Origin of the sequence: Pseudoalteromonas carrageenovora IAM 12662 (assembly GCF_900239935.1) — a bacterium.
Classification (GTDB): Bacteria; Pseudomonadota; Gammaproteobacteria; order Enterobacterales; family Alteromonadaceae; genus Pseudoalteromonas; species Pseudoalteromonas carrageenovora.
The window spans coordinates 1,127,314-1,149,840 of sequence record NZ_LT965928.1; the positions used below are offsets into that span (position 1 = coordinate 1,127,314).

At 40.4% G+C, this 22,527-nt stretch carries 19 protein-coding genes and 1 tRNA gene; 19 read left to right on the plus strand and 1 reads right to left on the minus strand.

What is annotated here, in order from left to right; genetic code table 11:
* Window positions 1-69: 69 nt before the first annotated feature.
* Window positions 70-531 (minus strand): globin domain-containing protein, encoded by a 462-nt coding sequence (locus tag ALFOR1_RS05135; RefSeq protein ID WP_058547403.1) that lies wholly within the window; start codon window positions 529-531, stop codon window positions 70-72.
* Window positions 532-937: 406 nt separating this feature from the next.
* On the opposite strand from ALFOR1_RS05135, the gene ALFOR1_RS05140 reads away from it, so the two are divergent.
* The 19 genes from ALFOR1_RS05140 (at window position 938) to ALFOR1_RS05230 (ending at window position 22,525) form a co-directional block, all read left to right on the plus strand.
* A tRNA-Met gene (locus ALFOR1_RS05140) sits at window positions 938-1,014 on the plus strand.
* Window positions 1,015-1,295: 281 nt separating this feature from the next.
* Complete coding sequence (gene rimP / locus ALFOR1_RS05145; RefSeq protein ID WP_058547404.1) at window positions 1,296-1,751, plus strand: ribosome maturation factor RimP; 456 nt, start codon at window positions 1,296-1,298, stop codon at window positions 1,749-1,751.
* Between the two features lie 38 nt (window positions 1,752-1,789).
* Window positions 1,790-3,289 carry a transcription termination factor NusA gene (gene nusA, locus ALFOR1_RS05150; protein WP_058547405.1) on the plus strand — a complete coding sequence of 500 codons (1,500 nt, stop codon included), beginning with the start codon at window positions 1,790-1,792 and terminating at the stop codon, window positions 3,287-3,289.
* Between the two features lie 25 nt (window positions 3,290-3,314).
* A complete protein-coding gene (infB, locus tag ALFOR1_RS05155; RefSeq protein ID WP_058547406.1) occupies window positions 3,315-5,975 on the plus strand; it encodes a translation initiation factor IF-2 in 2,661 nt (886 codons plus the stop codon).
* Between the two features lie 109 nt (window positions 5,976-6,084).
* Window positions 6,085-6,492: a 30S ribosome-binding factor RbfA gene (gene rbfA / locus ALFOR1_RS05160; protein ID WP_008467148.1), complete on the plus strand. Its 408-nt coding sequence runs from the start codon at window positions 6,085-6,087 to the stop codon at window positions 6,490-6,492.
* Entirely contained in the window at window positions 6,492-7,451 is a 960-nt protein-coding gene (gene truB / locus ALFOR1_RS05165) for a tRNA pseudouridine(55) synthase TruB (RefSeq protein ID WP_104642273.1), read from the plus strand. The genes rbfA and truB overlap by 1 nt, the downstream gene beginning before the upstream one ends.
* 144 nt (window positions 7,452-7,595) lie before the next feature.
* Complete coding sequence (gene rpsO / locus ALFOR1_RS05170; protein WP_004585888.1) at window positions 7,596-7,865, plus strand: 30S ribosomal protein S15; 270 nt, start codon at window positions 7,596-7,598, stop codon at window positions 7,863-7,865.
* Window positions 7,866-8,689: 824 nt separating this feature from the next.
* Window positions 8,690-10,816 carry a polyribonucleotide nucleotidyltransferase gene (gene pnp, locus ALFOR1_RS05175; RefSeq protein WP_058547408.1) on the plus strand — a complete coding sequence of 709 codons (2,127 nt, stop codon included), beginning with the start codon at window positions 8,690-8,692 and terminating at the stop codon, window positions 10,814-10,816.
* A 141-nt stretch (window positions 10,817-10,957) separates the two neighbouring features.
* On the plus strand, window positions 10,958-11,836 hold the full coding sequence (nlpI, locus tag ALFOR1_RS05180) for a lipoprotein NlpI (protein WP_104642274.1): 879 nt from the start codon (window positions 10,958-10,960) through the stop codon (window positions 11,834-11,836).
* Window positions 11,823-12,998 carry a hypothetical protein gene (locus ALFOR1_RS05185; protein ID WP_104642275.1) on the plus strand — a complete coding sequence of 392 codons (1,176 nt, stop codon included), beginning with the start codon at window positions 11,823-11,825 and terminating at the stop codon, window positions 12,996-12,998. The genes nlpI and ALFOR1_RS05185 overlap by 14 nt, the downstream gene beginning before the upstream one ends.
* A 218-nt stretch (window positions 12,999-13,216) precedes the next feature.
* Window positions 13,217-16,009: a monovalent cation/H+ antiporter subunit A gene (locus tag ALFOR1_RS05190; RefSeq protein WP_104642276.1), complete on the plus strand. Its 2,793-nt coding sequence runs from the start codon at window positions 13,217-13,219 to the stop codon at window positions 16,007-16,009.
* Window positions 16,009-16,362 carry a Na+/H+ antiporter subunit C gene (locus ALFOR1_RS05195; RefSeq protein WP_058547412.1) on the plus strand — a complete coding sequence of 118 codons (354 nt, stop codon included), beginning with the start codon at window positions 16,009-16,011 and terminating at the stop codon, window positions 16,360-16,362. The genes ALFOR1_RS05190 and ALFOR1_RS05195 overlap by 1 nt, the downstream gene beginning before the upstream one ends.
* Entirely contained in the window at window positions 16,359-17,876 is a 1,518-nt protein-coding gene (locus tag ALFOR1_RS05200) for a monovalent cation/H+ antiporter subunit D (RefSeq protein WP_104642277.1), read from the plus strand. Before ALFOR1_RS05195 ends, ALFOR1_RS05200 begins: the two co-directional genes overlap by 4 nt.
* Window positions 17,876-18,412 carry a Na+/H+ antiporter subunit E gene (locus ALFOR1_RS05205; RefSeq protein WP_058547414.1) on the plus strand — a complete coding sequence of 179 codons (537 nt, stop codon included), beginning with the start codon at window positions 17,876-17,878 and terminating at the stop codon, window positions 18,410-18,412. The genes ALFOR1_RS05200 and ALFOR1_RS05205 overlap by 1 nt, the downstream gene beginning before the upstream one ends.
* On the plus strand, window positions 18,406-18,675 hold the full coding sequence (locus ALFOR1_RS05210; RefSeq protein WP_013464545.1) for a K+/H+ antiporter subunit F: 270 nt from the start codon (window positions 18,406-18,408) through the stop codon (window positions 18,673-18,675). Before ALFOR1_RS05205 ends, ALFOR1_RS05210 begins: the two co-directional genes overlap by 7 nt.
* A 9-nt stretch (window positions 18,676-18,684) precedes the next feature.
* Window positions 18,685-19,017 (plus strand): Na+/H+ antiporter subunit G, encoded by a 333-nt coding sequence (locus tag ALFOR1_RS05215; RefSeq protein ID WP_058547415.1) that lies wholly within the window; start codon window positions 18,685-18,687, stop codon window positions 19,015-19,017.
* 127 nt (window positions 19,018-19,144) lie between these two features.
* Window positions 19,145-19,642, plus strand: a complete 498-nt coding sequence (locus ALFOR1_RS05220) for a DUF2059 domain-containing protein (protein ID WP_104642278.1) — start codon at window positions 19,145-19,147, stop codon at window positions 19,640-19,642.
* Window positions 19,643-19,848: 206 nt separating this feature from the next.
* Window positions 19,849-20,289: a MerR family transcriptional regulator gene (locus tag ALFOR1_RS05225; protein WP_058547417.1), complete on the plus strand. Its 441-nt coding sequence runs from the start codon at window positions 19,849-19,851 to the stop codon at window positions 20,287-20,289.
* Window positions 20,282-22,525 (plus strand): heavy metal translocating P-type ATPase, encoded by a 2,244-nt coding sequence (locus tag ALFOR1_RS05230; protein WP_104642279.1) that lies wholly within the window; start codon window positions 20,282-20,284, stop codon window positions 22,523-22,525. The genes ALFOR1_RS05225 and ALFOR1_RS05230 overlap by 8 nt, the downstream gene beginning before the upstream one ends.
* Window positions 22,526-22,527 lie beyond the last annotated feature (2 nt).

The window sequence follows — 22,527 nt, forward strand, 5'->3', positions numbered from 1 at the left end:
TGACGTGTATTTAAAAAGCTAAAGTATAAAAATCTAATAAATTTCCTTACCTTTTAAGTCTATCGAGGGTTAAATATTGTTGCTCTGTTTTTGCTGTATTTTTTGTTGTAACGAAATTACATTTGAAACATTAAACAGAGTGTTATTAGCAAATTTCTCAAAAAAATTGAGAGCATCTCTCCAAGCTAGTTGACTTTCATGAGTAAAATATGTGCCAAGGTGTTCTTTAAGAGTTTCGTAAAACGCATCTGATAAAATAGTTATATCATTTTGAGTTGCTCCAGAGTTTTTTAAATACGCTAGATGATGTACTAGAAAAGGCGCAACCGATGAAGGCTTGTTTAAATGTTTAATAATTCGCTCGAGCACACAAAACAAAGTAAAGCTTTTTTCGTTAAAATATGACGCTGCTGGGTAATCCATCTTGATATCAGACTCAGCTAATTTATTATGAAACCGAGCAGTAAATGCATGAAAGTTTGGTTTAATAATCTTTAAATTATTTAACAATGCTGTTTGTTGTGTATTCATTTTCATCTCTTCGCAGTAGATTATAATTATTATTCTCAATCTGGTTACGCTTTATTATAGCGGGGTGTGCAAATACTGCACGTTTTTTTAGTGTTAAAGTATGAGTTTTAGTTTTTGCTTTGGTTTTTCTAGTCATTGCGTATATACAAAAGCTCTTTTAAAGTCAGTTTGTATGCACACTTTAAATGTAGCTTAATTAAACAAGTATACAAAGTGGCTGTGTTTTGTGAAGCTTATGATCCTAATATCTACATAAAATTAGCATCTTGACGAATTGATATTTTTATAAACTAATTATTTATTATGGTTGCTAATTACCCCACACATCCTTATAATAGCGGCCATTGTTTAGCGTGTTGTAAAACAGCTAACAGCGATATTAAATTTAAGGTTTGATATCTATTGGCGCGGGATGGAGCAGCCTGGTAGCTCGTCGGGCTCATAACCCGAAGGTCGTCGGTTCAAATCCGGCTCCCGCAACCAATTCTACTAGTAGGTATTACCTTACTAATTTATATCGCGCATTCTAAGTAATGCGCGTTTTGCGTTTTAAGCTATGTAGTTTAAATTTGGTCAGTTACTGACTCGCAACCAAGCTTGGCCCTCGGCCACACAGTTTTATGCTTTATTGGTGTGACGCCCCGCTTGGTTCGGGGCGTTGTTGTATCTGCACCTTACGATTTATGGCAATTGTCATCAAATCAAAACTTAAACTCAGTATTTTAGGGCTATAAGCCCTTTTTTTGTTTGTATGGAGGATTTTCGTGACAAAACTTGAACAAGATTTAGTAACCATGTTAACGCCTGCGGTAGAAATGTTAGGCTTTGAATTACATGGTCTTGAGTTTGTGCAAGCGGGTCGCCATTCTACCTTAAGAGTATATATTGCTCATGAGGATGGGATCTCAGTTGATAACTGTGCGGACGCGAGTCGTCAAATTAGTGCGATTTTAGACGTCGAAGACCCAATTACAAACGAATATGATTTGGAAGTATCGTCTCCTGGTGTTGATCGTCCATTATTCAAACAAGATCACTACGAGCAGGCGCAAGGAGAGGAAGTACGCGTGCGTACTAAACTTCCACAAGACGGTCGTCGTAATTTTAAAGGCGACTTAGTAGCTGTTAGCAGCGATATGATCACACTATCTAGTGATGGTGCAGAGTATTTAATCATGCTTAGTAACATCGAACGTGCGAATTTAATCGCAAAGTTTTAATTCGAGTGCGAAGGAATAGGGCAAGCGAGGCATTACCCATGGCAAAAGAGATATTATTGGTTGCTGAAGCCGTTTCCAATGAGAAAGCGGTTCCAAAAGAAAAGATTTTTGAAGCTTTAGAGTTCGCTCTAGCAACAGCAACAAAGAAAAAACACGATGGCGAAATTGAAGTGCGTGTAGCAATTGACCGTAAAACGGGCGATTACGATACGTTCCGTCGTTGGCAAATTGCAGCAGTACAAGAAGATGGTTCATTAGAAAACCCTTACAGCGAAATCACACTAGAAGCAGCTCAAGTTGAAGAACCTGATTTGCAAATGGGCGATTACGTTGAAGAACAGATTGAATCTATCAAATTTGACCGCATAACTACACAGATGGCAAAACAAGTTATCGTACAAAAAGTACGAGAAGCTGAACGTGCTCTAGTTGTAGAAGCTTATAAAGATCAAGAAGGCGAGCTTGTTACAGGTGTAGTTAAAAAAGCGACCCGTGATGCAATTGTACTTGATTTAGGTAATAACGCAGAAGCTGTTATTTACCGTGACGATATGCTTCCACGTGAAAACTTCCGTCCAGGGGATCGTATTCGTGGTCTTCTTTACGAAGTTAAACCAGAAGCACGTGGCGCACAATTATTTGTTACGCGTTCAAAACCAGAAATGCTGATGGAATTATTCCGCATTGAGGTGCCAGAAATTGGCGAAGAAATGATTGAATTACGTGCCGCAGCACGTGATCCAGGTTCTCGTGCTAAAATCGCTGTTAAATCTAACGACAAACGTATTGACCCAGTGGGTGCGTGTGTTGGTATGCGTGGCGCACGTGTTCAAGCTGTATCGTCAGAACTTGGCGGTGAGCGTGTTGATATCGTTCTTTACGATGACAACCCGGCGCAGTTTGTTATTAACGCAATGGCACCTGCAGAAGTAGCTTCAATCGTAATGGATGAAGACACTCACTCAATGGATATCGCTGTTGAAGCAGATAACCTAGCACAAGCAATTGGTCGTAATGGTCAAAACGTTCGTTTAGCAAGCCAATTAACTGGCTGGGAACTAAACGTAATGACTGTTGAAGACATGCGTACTAAAAATGAAGCTGAGTCAGATAAGTTAATTAACTTATTTACTGAAAACTTAGATATCGATGATGAGTTTGCATCATTACTTATCAACGAAGGTTTCTCGACACTTGAAGAAGTGGCGTATGTACCTGCATCAGAGTTTTTAGAAATTGATGGCTTAGATGAAGAAACAGTAGACGTTTTACGTTCACGTGCAAAAGACGCGTTAACGACTAAAGCGCTTAAAACGGAAGAAAGCTTAGATGGTGTAGAGCCAGCTGAAGACTTACTTGCGCTTGAAGGCTTAGAACGTCATTTGGCATTTGTTATGGCAAGTAAAGGTGTAGTTACACTTGAAGACTTAGCTGAGCAAGGCATCGACGAACTAGTTGATATTACAGAGCTATCACCTGAAAAAGCAGGTGAATTAATTATGGCTGCACGTAATATTTGTTGGTTTGCAGACGAGTAATTTATTAACGGAGGTATTACACACTATGGCAGAAGTAAATGTTGAAAAACTAGCCGGCGATATAGGTACAACTGTTGATAAATTGCTGCAGCAGTTTTCACAAGCGGGTATCACTAAGCAGGCAACTGATAATGTAACTGAAGCTGAAAAAGCGACATTACTTGATCATTTAAGCAAGCAACATGGCGGTACTGGCTCAGATGGCCCAGCGCGTATGACTTTACAACGTAAGAGCAAAAGCACGTTAAGTGTTACTGGTTCTACGGGTAAAGCAAAAGATGTTCAAGTTGAAGTTCGCAAAACACGTACATACGTGAAAAAAAGCGCGATGGAACAAGAGCAAGAGCAACAACGCCTAGCCGCAGAAGAGAAAGCGCGTCTTGAAGAGCAGCAAAAAGCTGCACAAGAAGCCGCTGAATTAAAAGCGAAACAAGAGGCAGAACGTAAAGCGAAAGAAGACGCTGATCGTAAAGCCAAAGAAGAAGCTAAACGCAAAGCAGATGCAGAGCGTAAAGCTAAACAACAGCAGATGACCCCTGAGCAAAGTGCTAAGTCTGAGAAAGATCGCATCGAAGCTGAGCGTCTGCAAAAAGAAGCAGAAGAGGCCGCATTGAAGAAAGCTGAAGAAGAAGCGAAACGTCAAGCAGAAGAGGCAAGAAAGCTAGCTGAAGAGAATTCAGCACGCTGGAAGAAAGAAGAAGAAGAACGTAAGAAGCGCGAAGAAACCGCGGATCATCACCTTACGACTTCAACTTACGCACGTGAAGCAGAAGATGTTGCCGATGCTCGTGATGAGCAAGGTACACGCCGTGCGAAGAAAAAGAAAAAAGCGCCAGCAAAAGATAAGTTTGCTGCGTCTAGAGGCCGTAACAAGTCTAAGTTAAAAGCACCAGCATCGCTGCAGCATGGTTTCCAAAAACCAACAGCTGACGTTAAAAACGAAGTGCGTATTAGCGAAACAATTACAGTTGCCGAGCTTGCATCACGCATGGCTGTTAAAGGCGCTGAAGTTGTGAAAACAATGATGAAAATGGGTGACATGGTTACCATTAACCAAGTAATTGACCAAGAAGCAGCACAGCTTGTTGCTGAAGAAATGGGTCACAAGGTTATCATCGTTAAAGAAAACGAATTAGAGCAAACAGTACTAAATGACCGCCATGAAGATGGTAAGTCTGAGCCGCGCGCTCCAGTAGTAACTGTAATGGGTCACGTTGACCATGGTAAAACATCTACACTAGATTACATTCGTTCAGCGAAAGTTGCATCTGGCGAAGCAGGTGGTATTACACAGCACATTGGTGCATACCACGTTGAAACAAACGGCAGCATGATCACGTTCTTAGATACTCCTGGTCACGCCGCGTTTACATCAATGCGTGCTCGTGGTGCTAAAGCGACTGATATCGTAATCCTAGTAGTTGCAGCAGATGATGGCGTAATGCCACAAACTAAAGAAGCGGTTCAGCATGCTCGTGCAGCTGGCGTTCCTTTAATCATCGCAGTAAACAAAATGGATAAAGAAGGCGCAGATCCAGATCGCGTTAAAAACGAACTAGCTCAGTTAGATGTTATCCCTGAAGATTGGGGCGGCGATACGCAGTATGTTCATATCTCAGCTAAAACGGGTTTAGGTATTGATGACCTTCTAGAAGCTGTACTTATGCAATCTGAGCTTTTAGAGCTTACAGCTCCTTCTACAGGTATGGCTGCAGGTGTTGTAATTGAATCTCGTCTTGATAAAGGCCGTGGTCCAGTTGCATCTATCCTAGTTCAATCTGGTACGCTTAACCAAGGTGACATTGTATTATGTGGTCTTGAGTATGGCCGTGTTCGTGCAATGCGCGATGAAAACGGTAAAGATATCAAATCGGCTGGTCCTTCTATTCCAGTTGAGATTTTAGGTCTTTCTGGTATTCCAGCTGCGGGTGATGAAGCGACTGTAGTTAAAGATGAGCGTAAAGCGCGTGAAGTTGCTTTATACCGTCAAGGTAAATTCCGCGATGTTAAACTTGCTCGCCAACAAAAAGCGAAGCTTGAAAACATGTTCACTAACATGGCTGAAGGCGATGTTTCTGAAGTTAACGTGGTACTTAAAGCAGACGTTCAAGGTTCAATCGAAGCGATTTCTGACTCACTAACTAAACTTTCTACTGATGAAGTAAAAGTGAAGATTGTAGGTTCAGGTGTTGGTGGTATCACTGAAACTGATGCAACACTTGCTGCAGCGTCTAACGCAATCGTAGTTGGCTTTAACGTTCGTGCTGATGCATCAGCACGTAAAGTAATTGAGACTGAAAATTTAGACCTACGTTACTACAGCGTAATCTACAGCTTAATTGACGAAGTTAAACAAGCAATGTCAGGTATGTTAGCACCAGAATTTAAGCAAGAGATCATTGGTCTTGCTGAAGTGCGTGACGTATTTAAGTCTCCAAAAATTGGCGCTATCGCTGGTTGTATGGTTACTGAAGGTGTTGTTAAACGTAGTGCGCCAATTCGTGTACTTCGTGATAACGTTGTTATTTACGAAGGTGAGCTTGAGTCACTTCGTCGCTTTAAAGACGATGTTGCTGATGTTCGTAACGGCATGGAATGTGGTATCGGCGTTAAGAACTACAATGACGTTCGCGTTGGTGACCAAATCGAAGTATTCGAAACAGTTGAAGTACAACGTACACTTTAATTGCTCGTGAGCTAAGATTGTAAATGGGGGCTTAGCCCCCATTTGTGTATCCATTATTAAATTATCTTATTATTAAATTTCAATAAGTTATTATTTTAGGACAAATGCAATGAGAGAGTTTTCTCGCACTGATCGTGTTGCTCAGCAAATTCAAAAAGAAATTGCTGTAATTTTACAACGCGAAATTAAAGATCCACGCTTAGGTATGGTGACAGTGTCTGCGGTAGAAGTATCGCGCGACTTATCTTACGCTAAAGTATTTATCACAGTATTTAACACTGAAGATGAAAATGCAGCGAAGCAAAGCGCAAAAGTACTTAACGAAGCTACGGGTTATATCCGTTCGTTATTAGGTAAACGTATTCGTGCACGCATAATGCCAGAGCTTAAGTTTGTTGTAGACAACTCACTTATGGAAGGTATGCGTATTTCTAACTTAGTAGATTCGATTATTCGTGAAGATAATGCTAAGCATGTAGATGACGAGACAGATAGCGAAGAAGGCACTAAAGACTAATGGCAAGACGCAGTAAAGGCCGTCCGGTTGACGGTATTTTGTTGTTAAACAAACCAGAAGGTATTTCGTCTAACAAAGCGCTGCAACGAGCGAAAGGTATTTATTTTGCTCAAAAAGCAGGGCATACCGGTGCACTCGACCCACTAGCAACAGGTATGCTTCCCATTTGTTTTGGTGAAGCGACCAAGTTCACTCAGTTTTTACTCGATATAGACAAAACCTATGTAGTACGCGCTAAATTAGGTGAACGTACTACAACATCAGACTCTGATGGGGAAATTGTTAGTACTAAAGACGTAAACGTAACGTATGAACAGCTAGAGCGTGAAATTGCGGCCTTTTTAGGTGAATCAGATCAGTATCCATCAATGTATTCAGCGCTTAAGTATGAGGGTAAACCTTTATACAAGTACGCACGAGAAGGCATTGAAGTACCTCGTAAATGCAGAAAAATTAACGTATTTAGTTTAACGCTAGATGAGTTTGATGAGCAAACTAACGAAGTACAAATGACTGCGCATGTGTCAAAGGGTACGTATATTCGTACTATTGTTGATGATTTAGGCGAAAACCTAGGGTGTGGCGCACATGTTATTATGCTTCATCGCTCAGCTGTAGGGCACTACCCAACAGATAAAATGGTAACGCTTGATGAAGTGCAAGCCTTGTTAGATAAAGCGAAAGATGAAGAAATAGCACCATCTACTTATCTTGATGAGTTATTGCTACCTATGGACACTGCTTTAGTTGGTCTTCCTGTTGTAGAAATAACAAAAGAACAAGGGTCGGTGTTTAGTCATGGGCAAGCTGTAGATACAGCAACAGATTTACCTGATGGTCCAATAAAAGTACTTGCCGATGGTGTGTTTATCGGCACTGGCGAGCGTAATCCAAATGGGCAGTTAAAGTCTAAACGTGGACTTGCAAGCCAACAAGATGACTACAAAAAGCCTGAATAAGCACTGTGCTGAATGCCCTAAGGGTATCTTTAGTATAATTAGCTTGTAGTTATTCTCATAGTTGGTAGAATACGCCCGCTTAATCGTTTTGGCTGAATTAGTGATCGGCTAAGACACCTTTTAAATTTAATTTTTGGAGTTACTATGTCACTAAGCAATCAAGAAAAAATCGATATCATTGCTAAATTTGCACGTGCAGAAGGCGACACTGGTTCACCTGAAGTACAAGTAGCATTACTTACTTTTGATATCAACAAGCTTCAAGGTCACTTTGCTGACCACAAGCATGACTTCCACTCACGTCGTGGTCTGCTTCGTAAAGTAAGTACTCGCCGTAAATTGCTTGATTACCTTAAAGGTAAAGATATCTCGCGTTATACTGCGCTAATCCAAGAGCTTGGCCTACGTCGCTAAGAACTTGATTACGAGAAAAGGAGCTTTATAGCTCCTTTTTTTGTGCCTAAAATTTACGCTTTAAAAACACTTATCTAATCTCAGCCCTTGAAAATCAATAATACACATCTGCAATAAAACCTAATAATTTTAGAAACTAAATTTGGCGCTAGCTGCGTTAAAATGTCCATGATTAGAGCGATTAAATAACGAGATTTCTCCTCGGGCGTGTTGAACTTTGCGGATTGAAATTTGTTCAATCTAGGGGCGATTAAATCGCGGCGCGAGGTTTGTAACCTAGTGGGCTAAGTAAAAACCGAGTAAAGCTTCCGCGTCCTGCTCACGCCCCTTACCTACATCCATGTAGGCAACAAAGAGTTTATCGCCCCTAGGCAGAACCCGAAGGGCAGCGCATGTTTGGCATTTATGCTGCGTTATCGCCTATTTATGGGGAGTAACCACACTTCATAGGCTCTGCCTTGCCTAAACACCAAACATACTGCTGCAAATTCAACCACAAAAGATCAACACGCCCTAGTTATTCACACGATCCCATTACCTCAATATAGATCACTTAATTAAGCTCATTGGTATAAGCCGTGTGTCATGAAGCAATTGATAAATAATAAGATAAAAGCGATTACTTTTATCTCGGGGTAGACTCGCAATTTTACGTCGCTTTAGTATATACTGTGCGCGTAGATAAATAGGTTATCTGCAGTCATTAAAAATTTTGCCAATTGTAGTACTTAATTGATTTCCAACTGAATACAATTATGTACTGTAATTGGCCCTTTTAATGACACTTATTAATGACATATAAAAACATTTAAGGAATATTTTAAGTGCAAGCAATTATTAAAGAATTTCAACTAGGTCAACACACTGTAACCCTAGAAACTGGTGCAATCGCACGTCAAGCAGACGGCGCAGTACTAGCAAGCATTGGCGACACTTCAGTTTTAGTAACTGTTGTTGGTAAGCGTGAAGCTCAACCTGGCCAAGACTTTTTCCCACTTACTGTTAACTACCAAGAGCGTATGTACGCTGCTGGTCGTATCCCAGGTGGTTTCCTTAAGCGTGAAGGTCGTCCTAACGACGGTGAAACACTAATTGCACGTCTTATTGACCGTCCAATTCGTCCACTTTTCCCAAGCGGTTTTGTTAACGAAGTACAAGTTATTGCAACTGTTGTTTCTGTAAACCCTGAAATCCAACCAGATATGGTTGCGATGATTGGTACATCAGCTGCACTTGCTATCTCTGGCATCCCGTTCAGCGGTCCAATTGGCGCATCACGTGTTGGTTACATCAACGGTGAATACGTACTTAACCCTACACTAAAAGAGCTTGAAGAAAGCCAACTTGATTTAGTTGTAGCGGGTACTGATAACGCAGTACTAATGGTTGAATCAGAAGCTGACGTACTTGCAGAAGACGTTATGCTTGGTGCTGTTGTATATGGCCATGAGCAATCTCAAGCTATCATCACAGCTATCAACGAATTTAAAGCAGAAGCGGGCAAGCCTACATGGGATTGGTCAGCACCTGAGAAAAACGTAGCACTTGAAGAAAAAGTTGCTGCTATCGCTGCTGATAAAGTAGGTGAAGCTTACCGTATTACTGATAAAGTAGCGCGTAAAGAAGCACTTGGTGTAGCTAAAGACGAAGTTGTTACTGTACTTACAAGCGAACTTGCTGAAGGCGAAACGCTTGATAAGCAAGAAGTTGGTAAAGTATTCGGTTCTCTTGAGAAGAAGATCGTTCGTGGCCGTATCGCTGCCGGCGAAAAACGTATTGATGGTCGTGAACCAGATATGATTCGTGCGCTAGACGTAATGACTGGCGTATTACCGCGTACTCACGGTTCTGCTATCTTTACACGTGGTGAAACTCAAGCATTAGTTACAGCTACACTTGGTACAGAACGTGATTCACAGTTAATCGATGATTTAACTGGCACACACAAAAACCACTTTATGCTTAACTATAACTTCCCTCCATTCTGTGTTGGTGAAACTGGTTTTGTAGGTTCTCCTAAGCGTCGTGAAATCGGCCACGGTAACCTAGCTAAGCGTGGCATTTCAGCTGTAATGCCTACACTTACTGAGTTCCCTTACTCAATCCGTGTAGTATCTGAAATCACTGAATCAAACGGTTCATCTTCAATGGCGTCTGTATGTGGTACTTCACTAGCACTTATGAACGCGGGTGTACCAATTAAAGCATCTGTTGCGGGTATCGCAATGGGCTTAGTTAAAGAAGAAGAAAACTTTGTAGTACTTTCTGATATCTTAGGTGATGAAGATCACTTAGGCGACATGGACTTTAAAGTTGCAGGTACTTCAAACGGTATCACTGCACTTCAAATGGATATCAAGATTGAAGGTATCACTCAAGAAATCATGCAAATTGCGCTTAAACAAGCAAAAGCTGCACGTTTACACATTCTAAATGTGATGGACGAAGCGATTTCTGCTCCTTCTGAAGAACTATCTATGTTTGCACCACGTATTTACACAATGCAAATTCCACAGAAGAAAATCGCAGAAGTAATTGGTAAAGGTGGCGCTACTATTCGTCAACTTACTGAAGAAACTGGTACAACGATTGAAATCGGTGATGACGGTACAATTAAAATTGCCGCTACAGATGGTGAAAGTGCAGCTAATGCAATTAGTCGTATTGAGCAATTAACAGCTGAACTTGAAGTAGGTACTATCTACGAAGGTAAAGTTGTACGTATCGTAGACTTTGGTGCGTTTGTAAACATTCTTCCTGGTAAAGATGGCTTAGTGCACATCTCTCAAATCAGTACTGAGCGTGTTAACAATGTTTCTGACCACCTAAGTGAAGGTCAAGAAGTTAAAGTTAAAGTACTAGAAGTTGACCGTCAAGGTCGTGTACGTCTAAGTATTAAAGAAGCAATGGAATCAGCAGCACCAGCAGCTGATGAGTCAAAAGACGCATAATTGCTAACTTATTAATCTAGCTATATTAGCTAGATAGTAAAAAAGGGGCTGTTTAGCCCCTTTTTTTATGCTTTAATGAAACCTTACTAGACAAGGTCTGTCTTATATTTATCGCGATATATCTTGGTATTAAGGATTTTAATGATACTCAAACATTTAGCTTTGGCATCTTTTGCTATTTTGTCTTTAAGCGCTTGCCAAACTACAACTGAAACAGAGCCTACACCTATTGTTAATGTGCCTTTCACAGCACCTTTAGCCTCAGACTTTAGAAGCGAAATTGCCATAGCTCGTTACTCTGAGCTATTAAACAGAGCCGACTTAAGTGAAGAGCAGCAAGCTAAGCTTTACTACGACCGTGGTGTACTTTTTGATAGCCTAGGCATGACCACTCTTTCACGCATAGATTTTAACCGCGCAGTTAAACTTAAGCCCGATTTAGCTGAGGTGTATAACTTTTTAGGTATTCAACATACGCTTATGCAGCAATATGAGAAAGCCTATGAGTTTTTTGATTCAGCGCTTGAACTAGACGAAGAGCACGAATATGCCTATTTAAATAGAGGTATTGCCCTATATTACGGTGATAGAGCAGGCCTTGCTAAAAACGATTTTGATGAGTTTTTAGCGCGCTCTCCAAATGATCCATACCGTGTTTTATGGGTTTACTTAGCAAGCGCGCAAGAAGGTAAAGTTAAGGCAATGGAATCACTTAAAACCAATGCAACAGCACTTGATGAGTCACAATGGGCATATCAATTAATATCACTTTATAGCGGAGATATGAGCGAACATGCTTTTTTATCAGGTATTAGTGATGGCGTTAAAACTGAGCAGGAATATGCTCAACGTTTATGTGAAGCTTATTTTTACTTAGCTAAAATGCATCAGGCGGCGGGTGAAGAGTACTTAGCTGCAGATTATTTTAGGCTCGCACTTGCAACCAATGTACATGAGTTTATTGAGTATAAATACGCTCGTTTAGAACTTGAGTTGATGGCGGGTGTTGACGCAAGTTAAACGTATTAAACTAATAGGTGTATTACTGTGTTGCCTGATACTTTCAGGCTCAAGTAATCACCTTAATGCTATTGGCTATTGGCATGCTTTAAGCACCAAAGCTAATGTGCTGCAAAATTATTGGCGCTTTCCCACTTATTTTTCGCATCATTTAACAACCCTACCTAATACCCTCCTGGCAAAACTTGCACGTCATTCAATACCTAACGCTCAATACACCTATTCACTAAGGCTTTTAAATGATAACCAAGGGGATACCGCAAAAAAGTTTTGGTTTGCGAGCATAAATGAGTTAACTATTTCTCAGCGTAAAACATTAGCTACACACTTGCTAGAGCAAGCAAGGTGGAGCGATTTAAAATTACTTGCGAGCATAAATTCTTTACCGGCAGGGGAGGTACTAAATCATCTTAAAATTGAAATAAAAACGCCGCATTATAATATCTCTAGCGCATTTATAAGTAAGCTTGGTTTTGCATCGCTACAAGATCACCTTAAGCCTGATGCGCAATGTATGTTTAACGTATTAGCGATGAGCGATCATCGTAGTGGTTTATATAAGCTTTCTGAGCTTATTAATACTTATAATAAACAGCCAGAGCCAAAGCATAATATTTTTTGTTTTTCTAAACCTATTTATGTTGCGGGGACTATTGAATGCAGCAACAGTGTTAATCAAGCAGCAAAGTGTTATTGGGAAAGATCTGAACTTAAAAAACAACTTCCTAAAAACTTTGATTTTATTATTATGATGCCAGAGCAGGGTATGGCAAATGTAAGTAAAGGCACCATGCTCGTTAATTCAACGGCAAATTACAACGTGTTTTTACATGAATTAATGCATTTTAGCGGCTTTGAAGATGAATACGTTCTACCTAAATCTAAACAAGCGTGGCTATGTGCGCAAAGTGATTACGTTGCTCCTAATTTATATATTTCTCAAAATAACGATGCACCAATAGGCTGGCATAAAGCAAAAAGTTGTCAAAAAGGGGGAGTGGCTTATAAACCCAGCGAAAATTGGTCTATTATGCAGTATCAGCAATTAGGGCTGTCAGCGCAATATAGGGCGATTTGGTTAAAACATTTAGATATGACCAGTAACCAGATTAATAGTCGCTCCAGTGCTCTTACATTTGCAAATAAAGAAATACTGAATTAACTATCTCGGGTTATTAATTTAGTGTTTTAAATAGCTAAATAAATTGTTTTAACTTGTTTGAAAAATAGCCATGTAAAGTCGCTTTTCGTAGACAAAATCAGTGTTTTTCAGTATAACTATAGTTATTAATGTCGTTTAAAAACAGGCAGTAAAAGCATCTTTAAGTCACCAAAAAAGGGATGCCCTGATAAACTTATGATAATAAAAGGCCCTACACTATGACTTTGCTCTGGATACCCTTGCTATCCTTAATTGGCAGCGTTATTTCTGCATGCACAGGTAAATTATCTCGTAATCAAAGCGCTGGCTTAACGGTTTTGGCACCTTTGACTGCATTGGGAATTACTTTGTATCATGCACCAGCAGTTTTAGCGGGTGAAACTATCCGTTACTCATTGTCTTGGATCCCTACTATAGGGCTTGATCTATCCCTTCGATTAGACGGCCTTAGCTTATTGTTTATGTTTATGATTTTAGGCATTGGCTTGCTCGTTATTTTATATGCGCGTTACTACCTCAGCGCTAATGACTCAATGGCTAAACTATATAGCTATTTAATGTTGTTTATGACCGCTATGCTAGGCATTGTAATGTCTAACAATGTAATTCAGCTCTGGTTATTTTGGGAATTAACCAGCATAAGTTCATTTTTGTTGATCAGTTATTGGTGGCATAAGTCAGAGGCGCGAAAGGGCGCGCGCATGGCACTGGCTGTAACAGGAGCCGGCGGTTTAGCGTTACTAGCTGGTTTAATGCTAATAGCAGATATAGTTGGAAGTTACGACCTTGATGTTATTCTAGCAAGTAAGGCCATTATTCAATCGCACGACTTATACGAAGTTGCCTTAGTACTCGTATTACTTGGTGCGTTTACTAAATCTGCGCAATTTCCGTTTCATTTTTGGCTCCCTCATGCCATGGCTGCGCCGACGCCTGTTAGTGCTTATTTACACTCGGCAACAATGGTTAAAGCCGGTATATTTTTGTTAGCACGTTTTTACCCTGCGTTAGCTGGTACTGACACTTGGTTTATTTTGGTGGGCTTAACAGGGTTAACTACTTTATTATTTGGCGCTTACATAGCGCTATTCAAACACGATTTAAAAGGGCTGCTGGCCTATTCAACAATTAGCCACCTTGGTTTAATTACACTCTTACTAGGGCTTGATACTGAGCTTGCAACGGTTGCTGCAATTTTTCATATTATAAATCATGCGACCTTTAAAGCGTCGCTATTTATGGCAACCGGTATTATCGACCACGAAACCGGCACGCGCGATATGCGTAAGCTCAATGGTATGTGGCGATTTTTACCCTATACAGCCACACTCGCAATGGTCGCAGCTGCATCAATGGCTGGTGTGCCTTTACTTAACGGCTTTTTATCAAAAGAAATGTTTTTTGCCGAAACATTACATCAACAAGTATTAGGCTCAATGTCTTGGCTAATTCCTGTGCTTGCGACAATTGCTGGTGCGTTTTCGGTCGCGTATTCTGCGCGCTTTATTCATGATGTGTTTTTTAACGGCGACCCAATTGATTTACCTCGTATGCCACATGAGCCGCCACGTTATATGCGTGTACCTATAGAAATCCTTGTTGTAATTTGTTTACTTGTTGGTATGTTCCCGCACTTTATTGTTGGCGGTATTTTATCTGCGGCATCTTCAGCGGTATTAGGCAAAGCGATGCCAGATTACAAAGTTGCTTTATGGCATGGCTTTAATTTACCTCTACTGATGAGTGCAATGGCAGTGGCTGGCGGTTTATTTATTTATATCAATCGCAAATACTTGTTCCAGTTTCAGGCCTCATTACCTCCGCTTAATGCTAAAAAAACCTTTGAGCGCGCAGTGCTGTCGGTCATTGCTTGGAGCCAATCTAAAATTAATCACATAGAAAACGGCTCACTACAGCGTTATTTAGTTGTTATGTTGGGCGTAGTATTACTGTGCGCTGGCTGGCCACTATTTGAAATGCAAGAGTTAGCCGGAACAATGGCGCTAACCCCTGTTGATGTTCACAATGCGATAGGGGCTGCTTTACTAATTATTGGTGCATTGGCTACTGTTATTTGGCACCGCTCTCGAGTAGTTGCGTTATTAATGATTTCTATTGTGGGGTTAATGGTATCGGTTGCGTTTACGCGCTTTTCGGCGCCAGATTTAGCCCTAACCCAATTAACAGTGGAAGTAGCAACCGTTATTTTACTTATGCTGGCGCTATTCTTTTTACCGCAATATACGCCTAAAGAGTCAAGCTCACTGCGTGTTTTACGTGATTTAGGAATAGCCTCTACATTAGGTGTGGTGATTGCGAGTATTTGTTATGCGTTGCTTACGCGCCCATTAGAATCTATTTCAGACTTTTTTATCGCCAACGCTAAAACCGGCGGTGGTGGTACCAATGTAGTAAACGTTATTTTGGTGGATTTTAGGGGCTTTGATACGCTTGGTGAGATTACAGTGTTAGGTATTGCTGCACTCGGGATATTTAAAGTTCTGTCTAGAATTCCATTATTTATGCCAGCGAGTGACGGTGAAGGACGCCCTTGGGCACGAGAACGTCACCCTATATTGCTTGCCAGTATTTCACACAGTTTATTACCACTTGCATTACTGGTTTCAGCGTATATTTTCTTACGTGGTCATAACTTACCTGGTGGTGGTTTTATTGCAGGGTTAGTGACATCAATTGCCTTTATTTTACAGTACATGGCACATGGCTCTGCGTGGATCAGCGAGCGATTTGGGGTTAACTACCGTAAAATTATTGCTTCTGGTATTGGTATTGCTTTATTTACAGGCGTGGGCAGCTGGTTCTTCGACAAACCATTTTTAACTACTTGGTTTGACTACTTTGATATTCCATTTATTGGGAAAACAGAACTCGCAAGCGCGATTGTATTTGACCTAGGTGTTTATCTAACCGTTGTAGGCGCTACATTAATGATTTTGGCAAGCCTTGGGAACATGACAGCAGAGACCCAGAAGAAAGAGGTAAATATTTAATGGAATTATTGTACGCATCTTGCGTTGGAGTATTAGTTAGTTGCGGGATCTTTTTATTATTAAGAGCGCGCACATTCCCTGTAGTACTTGGGCTTACTATGATTTCATATGCCGTTAATTTATTTTTATTTTCTGCAGGTCGTTTAACGATTAATAAAGCAGTAGTACTGGGTACCGGTGCCGATTATGCTGATCCGCTGCCTCAAGCGTTAGTACTTACGGCCATAGTAATTGGCTTTGCAATGACTGCATTTGTGGTTATTTTAGCTATTCGTGGTCGTGCAGATTTAGGAAGTGATCACGTAGATGGTCACATAGTTAAAAGCCCGGCAGATACTAAGGAGCAAAAATGATTCAACATTTAGCTTCTTTACCTATTTTATTACCTATGCTGGCAGCGGTTATATTACTTTTGCCTCCATGTGGTAAAAGCTTACCAATTCGTCGCATAGCCTCGTCTATTATGGCTATTATTACATTTGCTGTTAGTGTACTGCTTTTACTGCATGTACATAATACAGGGATAAACGTATACGCTATCGGTAACTGGTCTGCACCATTTGGTATTGTACTTGTAGCCGACATGCTTTCTACATTGTTGGTAGCACTTACATCGCTACTAGGCTTAGGCGTTATTTTATATAGTTGTGCTGGCGATGATGCTAAAGGTAACTTTTTTCACCCATTGGTTCACTTTTTAGTATTAGGTGTTAATGGTGCATTTTTAACCGGTGATTTATTTAACGTATTTGTATTTTTTGAAGTACTACTTATTGCTTCGTACTCTTTGCTGATGCATGCCGGTGACAAACAAAATACCCGTGCGGCTTTGCAATATGTAATATTAAATTTAGTTGACTCAAGTGTATTTTTAATTGGCTTAGGTATTTTATACGGTGTACTTGGTACATTAAATATTGCTGATATGGCTTTAAAAGTATCGCAACTGTCGGGCGATGATGTTTATTTAGCTAAAGCAGGGGGATTATTACTACTTATTGTATTTGGTTTAAAAGGAGCGTTACTGCCACTACATTTATGGTTACCAAATACTTATGCTAGCGCAAAGCCTGTTGTAGCTGCATTATTTGCGATTATGACCAAGGTAGGTGTATATGCCATGTTGCGTGTTTACACCGTAATATTTGGCGAACAAGCTGGACAGCTCGAGCATATGGCACAACCGTGGCTGTGGGGCTTGGCCATTGCGACCATAATTGTTGGTGCAATTGGTGTAATGGCTGCTCAAGATTTACGAAAGTTAACTGCAAACTTAGTGGTTGTATCGGTTGGTACGTTAGTCGCTCTTATTGCGCTGCAAAACGTAACCGCAACAGCTGCATTACTGTATTACTTAGTACACTCAACACTTGTATGTGCCGCTTTATTTTTATTAGCCGATTTAATAGCTACACAACGCGGTAAAGTGGGCGACAGGCTCGTTGCTGGTCGAGCTGTAACACAGCCTTACTTATTAGGCGGCTGCTTTATAATTGCAGTACTCACGGTTGTTGGAATGCCACCTCTTTCGGGTTTTGTTGGAAAAGTGCGGATCCTTAAAACAACTTTAAATGCTCAACAAGCGTGGCTGTTTTGGCCTGTTTATTTATTTGCGAGTTTTGTATTATTAGTTGCACTTTCGCGTGCCGGAACCACCATGTTTTGGGAGCGTAAAGACAAAAAAAATGAAAATACAGATGGAGAAAATGCACATCCATTGCAAGTAATAATAATTGTAAGCCTATTAGCGTGTTCACCATTAATGGTTATATTTGGTGGCCCTATTACCGATTACATGCTTGGCGCGGCTGCGCAATTGCACGATATTAGCGGTGGTATTAACGCTGTAATTAGAGGAGGTGCGTAATGAGATTACAAGCCCGTTATCGTTGGCTACCAACGCCTTTTCGTAGTTTATTTTTATTTTTAATATGGTTGTTACTAAATAACAGTGTATCGGCAGGGCATTTGGTACTGGCAACTCTTTTTGCCATATTTATACCGCTGCTTAGCTTTTCTTTGCGTGACCCTCAGCCTCTTATTTTGAAGCCTGGTCTTGCGTTAAAACAATTGCTTATAGTTTTATACGATATTGTTGTGGCTAACTTACAAGTGGCATTATTAATAATGGGCCCAGCTAAAAAGTTACGCCCAGCTTTTGTGAAAGTGCCTATAGATTTAATGCACGATATGCCAATTACTATACTTGCTAGCTGTGTTTCATTAACGCCAGGTACGGTAAGCGCCGAAGTGTATCCTATACCTGAATCACTTGCAGAAGGTGAAGAGCCAACTCAGCGCTATTTACTGATACATGTGCTCGACTTAAAAGATGAAGAAGCACTTATCAAACAAATTAAACAACGCTATGAAGCTCCATTAAAGGAGATATTTAAATGTTAGACACCGTATTACTCATTGTTTTTTCAATGATTGGTTTATCGCTATTGCTTAACTTATGGCGCCTTATAATTGGCCCATCAGTGCCCGATCGTATTTTAGCGCTCGATACTATGTATATAAACGTAATAGCACTAATTATTTTGTATAGTATAAGCATGGGAACAGGACTTTACTTTGAGGCTGCATTACTGATAGCAATGCTAGGTTTTATAAGTACGGTTGCGGTGTGTAAGTATTTACTTCGTGGCGATATAATTGAATAGGGTAAAAACATGATCAGCGAATGGATTGTATCAATATTATTGTTATTTGGTGGTGTATTTATTTTAATTGGCTCAGTAGGCTTAGTTAAACTACCTGACTTTTTTATGCGCTTACATGGGCCAACTAAAGCTACAACGCTAGGTATGGCAAGCATTTTAATTGCCGCTATGGTTTATTTTGCAAGCTCAGCACATGGGCTAAGCGTTAAAGAAATACTTATTACCATATTTTTATTAATTACCGCACCAATCAGTGGCTATATGCTAATAAAATCGGCTATTCATCATAAACTTGAAGCTAAAGAAGGCACAAAAGGGCTTGATAACATAGAAGATAATTAGGGTAGTAATGTATTAAAAAGGCCGAATAAATTGTATTTATTCGGCCTTTTTTGTAATTGTTAGTATCATTTACAATGCTAAATAATCATGTGACTATAAACTCACTATTTAATTAAAGGATATTATTATGGGTAAAGCACTACTTTTGTCTTTGTTGATTTTCTCAAGCAGCTTATATGCAGAGCAAAACACTAAGCAGCAAAAAATAGATGAGCTAATTAACGTAATGAACATGGATGCGATGGTTGATTCTATGTATGGGCAAGTTGAGGGCATGATGAAAAATATGTCTGCTCAAATGGGCGTTAAACCTTCTGAGCAAGCTATTTTTGATAAATACTATGCAGATATGACTAATGTGCTTAAATCTGAAATGAGCTGGGAAAAAATGCAGCCTATGATGGTAAATGTTTACGACAAGCACTTCAAAGAGCAAGAAATTGCCGACATGCTCGCGTTTTATAAGACAGAAACAGGGCAAAAAATTCTTAAAAAAATGCCTGTAGTAATGCAAGAATCGATGCAAATGTCGCAAAGTCTAATACAAGATGCAATGCCAAAAATTCAAGATATAGCAGGCAAGCTAAGTGAAGAGCTAAAAGCCTCTCGCGAGCAAGCTAACTAGAGGCTGTTAATTTGAATTAAAGTATTAAAGAACAATAGCCCCTAATACTTTTATCCCTCTTATTTGAGCGCTCTAGTCAGAGCGCTTTTACTTTTGCGCTAAATCAGCTTCAGTAAATTTAAATTATGCTTTAATGCTCCCTCTATTGACCTATGTGTTGCACATAGGTTTATTATTGATCTATTGAAATTCCACGGAGCTAAATTATGTATGTAAAACAATTAGCCAAATTAATGGATGTGACGCCTGATACCGTTCGTCATTACACCCGTGTGGGTCTTTTAAACCCAATACGCAGTGAAAACAATGGATACCAGCAATATACCAAGGCAGACAAACAGCGGTTACAATTTATTATAAGCGCGCGCCAATTGGGGTTTTCTATAAAAGATGTGCAACATATTATTGGTGAGTCAGTGCAAGGCAATTGCCCATGCCCACTTACGCGTAAGATTATAGCCAAGCGTTTAGAAGAAACAGAAGTGCTGTTTCAAGAAACGCTTAAATTACGTACGCGTATGCAATCGGCACTAAAACAATGGGATGCATCTGCCGATGGTGCTGTTTCAAGTGATGTATGCAGTTTAATAGAAACATTTGTCGATCCTATTCCAAAGCCTGTAAAAATAGAGGTGCGTGATGAGTAGCAGCAAAAACACCGAACTTAACTTTATGATTGAAGGTGCTAATTGTGGCAGCTGTGTTGCTAAAATAGAAAAAGCCCTAAAAAGTGTGCAAGGCGCAAACAATGTAGAAATGAACTTTGCAGAGCGTACAGTAAGAGTAGAGGGAAGCGCGGAGCAAAACACACTAATAAAAGCGGTTGAAAACATAGGCTATGGCGCAAAACCTATGAGTAATAAATCTGATCAAGACGCTCTTGACGAAAAAGCTAAATCGGATGATGCGCATTACAAAAAACTCATGCGAAATATGATGCTTGCCTTAGGTTTAGGTGTACCTTTAATGGTTTACGGCCTTATTTTTGATATGAGTGTATCGACAACAACGCAGCGTATTGCATGGTTTGTTGTAGGCATTATTACCCTTGTGGTAATGGCGATATCGGGCAAGCAGTTTTATAGAGGTGCATGGCAGGCATTTAAAAACCATGCTGCAAATATGGATACGTTAATAGCACTTGGTACAGGTACTGCGTGGTTATATTCAATGTTTGTGGTAATTGCACCTAGTTTATTACCTGAAGTGGCAAGACACGTATATTTTGAAGCATCATCGATGATCATCGGTTTAATTAGTTTAGGCCTTGCCTTTGAAGTAAAAGCTCGCGGGCGCACTTCGCAGGCAATCAAGCGCTTAATTGGTCTGCAAGCTAAAACTGCGCGTGTTGTACGCCAGGGGCAAGAGCAAGATATTGATATAAATGATGTGCAAAAAAACGATCACGTGCGCGTACGCCCTGGCGAAAAAATACCGGTAGATGGCAATGTACTTGAAGGTAGTAGCCGTGTTGACGAGTCAATGCTTACAGGTGAACCTATGCCTGTAAGCAAACAAGCCGATGATAAAGTTGTTGCTGGTAGCATAAATAAAAGTGGCACTTTATTATTTGAAGCCACGCATGTTGGCCACGAAACCACCCTTGCTAATATTATTAATATGGTAAAACGGGCACAAAACTCAAAGCCTTCAATAGGGCGCTTAGCCGATGTTATTTCGGGTATATTTGTACCCACAGTGATGATTATTGCCATATTAGCTGCGCTCGCATGGCTAAACTTTGGCCCAGAGCCTTCGATTGCTTATGCAGTGGTCGCGCTTACCACTGTGCTTATAATTGCTTGCCCGTGTGCCCTTGGTTTAGCAACGCCTATGTCGGTAATGGTAGGCGTTGGTAAAGCGGCTGAGTCGGGTATTTTGATTCGTAATGGCGAGTCATTGCAAACCACCTCTAAAATAACCACCATGATTTTAGATAAAACCGGCACTATCACGCAAGGTGCACCACAAGTAACAGATGTTGTTACATTTAATAGCGCAGATGAAAACAACGTAATGCAGCTAGTTGCAAGCCTTGAGAGTAGCTCTGAGCACCCTCTTGCAGAGGCTATTATGCAGCACGCTAAAAAACAAAACGTAACGTTGAGTAAGGTTACTGACTTTGACGCCATTACCGGTAAAGGCGTAAGTGGTACGGCGAATGGGCAACCTTTGTTATTTGGTAATAAAGGACTTATGGATAAGTACGAGATTGCTGTTGATGAGGCTACTGAGCAAGCACACAGCTTTGCAAAAGAGGCTAAAACGCCCATGTATTTTGCTTGTGATAACCAGCTAATGGCGCTAATTGCGGTGGCCGATCCGATAAAAGAAGACTCTGCTGAGGCAATAAAACGTCTACAACATAAAGGTATTCATCTTGTTATGCTAACAGGTGATAACAAAGCGACAGCACAAGCGGTTGCCAAAAAAGTAGGAATAGATGATTTTATAGCTGAAGTTTTGCCACAGGACAAAGTAAACGAAGTGAGTAAACGTCAGCAGCAGGGCGAGATTGTTGGTATGACTGGCGATGGTATTAACGATGCTCCTGCGCTTGCTAAGGCGGATGTAGGCTTTGCAATTGGTACTGGCACAGACGTAGCTATAGAAAGTGCAGATATAACGTTAATGCGAGGCTCACTCCATGGCCTAGCTGATGCAATAGCGATAAGCAGTGCAACTATTGGTAACATTAAGCAAAACCTGTTTGGTGCTTTTATATATAACGTAGCGGGTATTCCTATTGCGGCAGGCGTGCTTTATCCATTTTTTGGCTTGTTATTAAACCCTGTGGTAGCGGGAGCCGCTATGGCGCTTTCATCGTTAACGGTGGTTACTAACGCTAACCGCTTACGCTTTTTTAAGCCTAATAAATTCTAGGG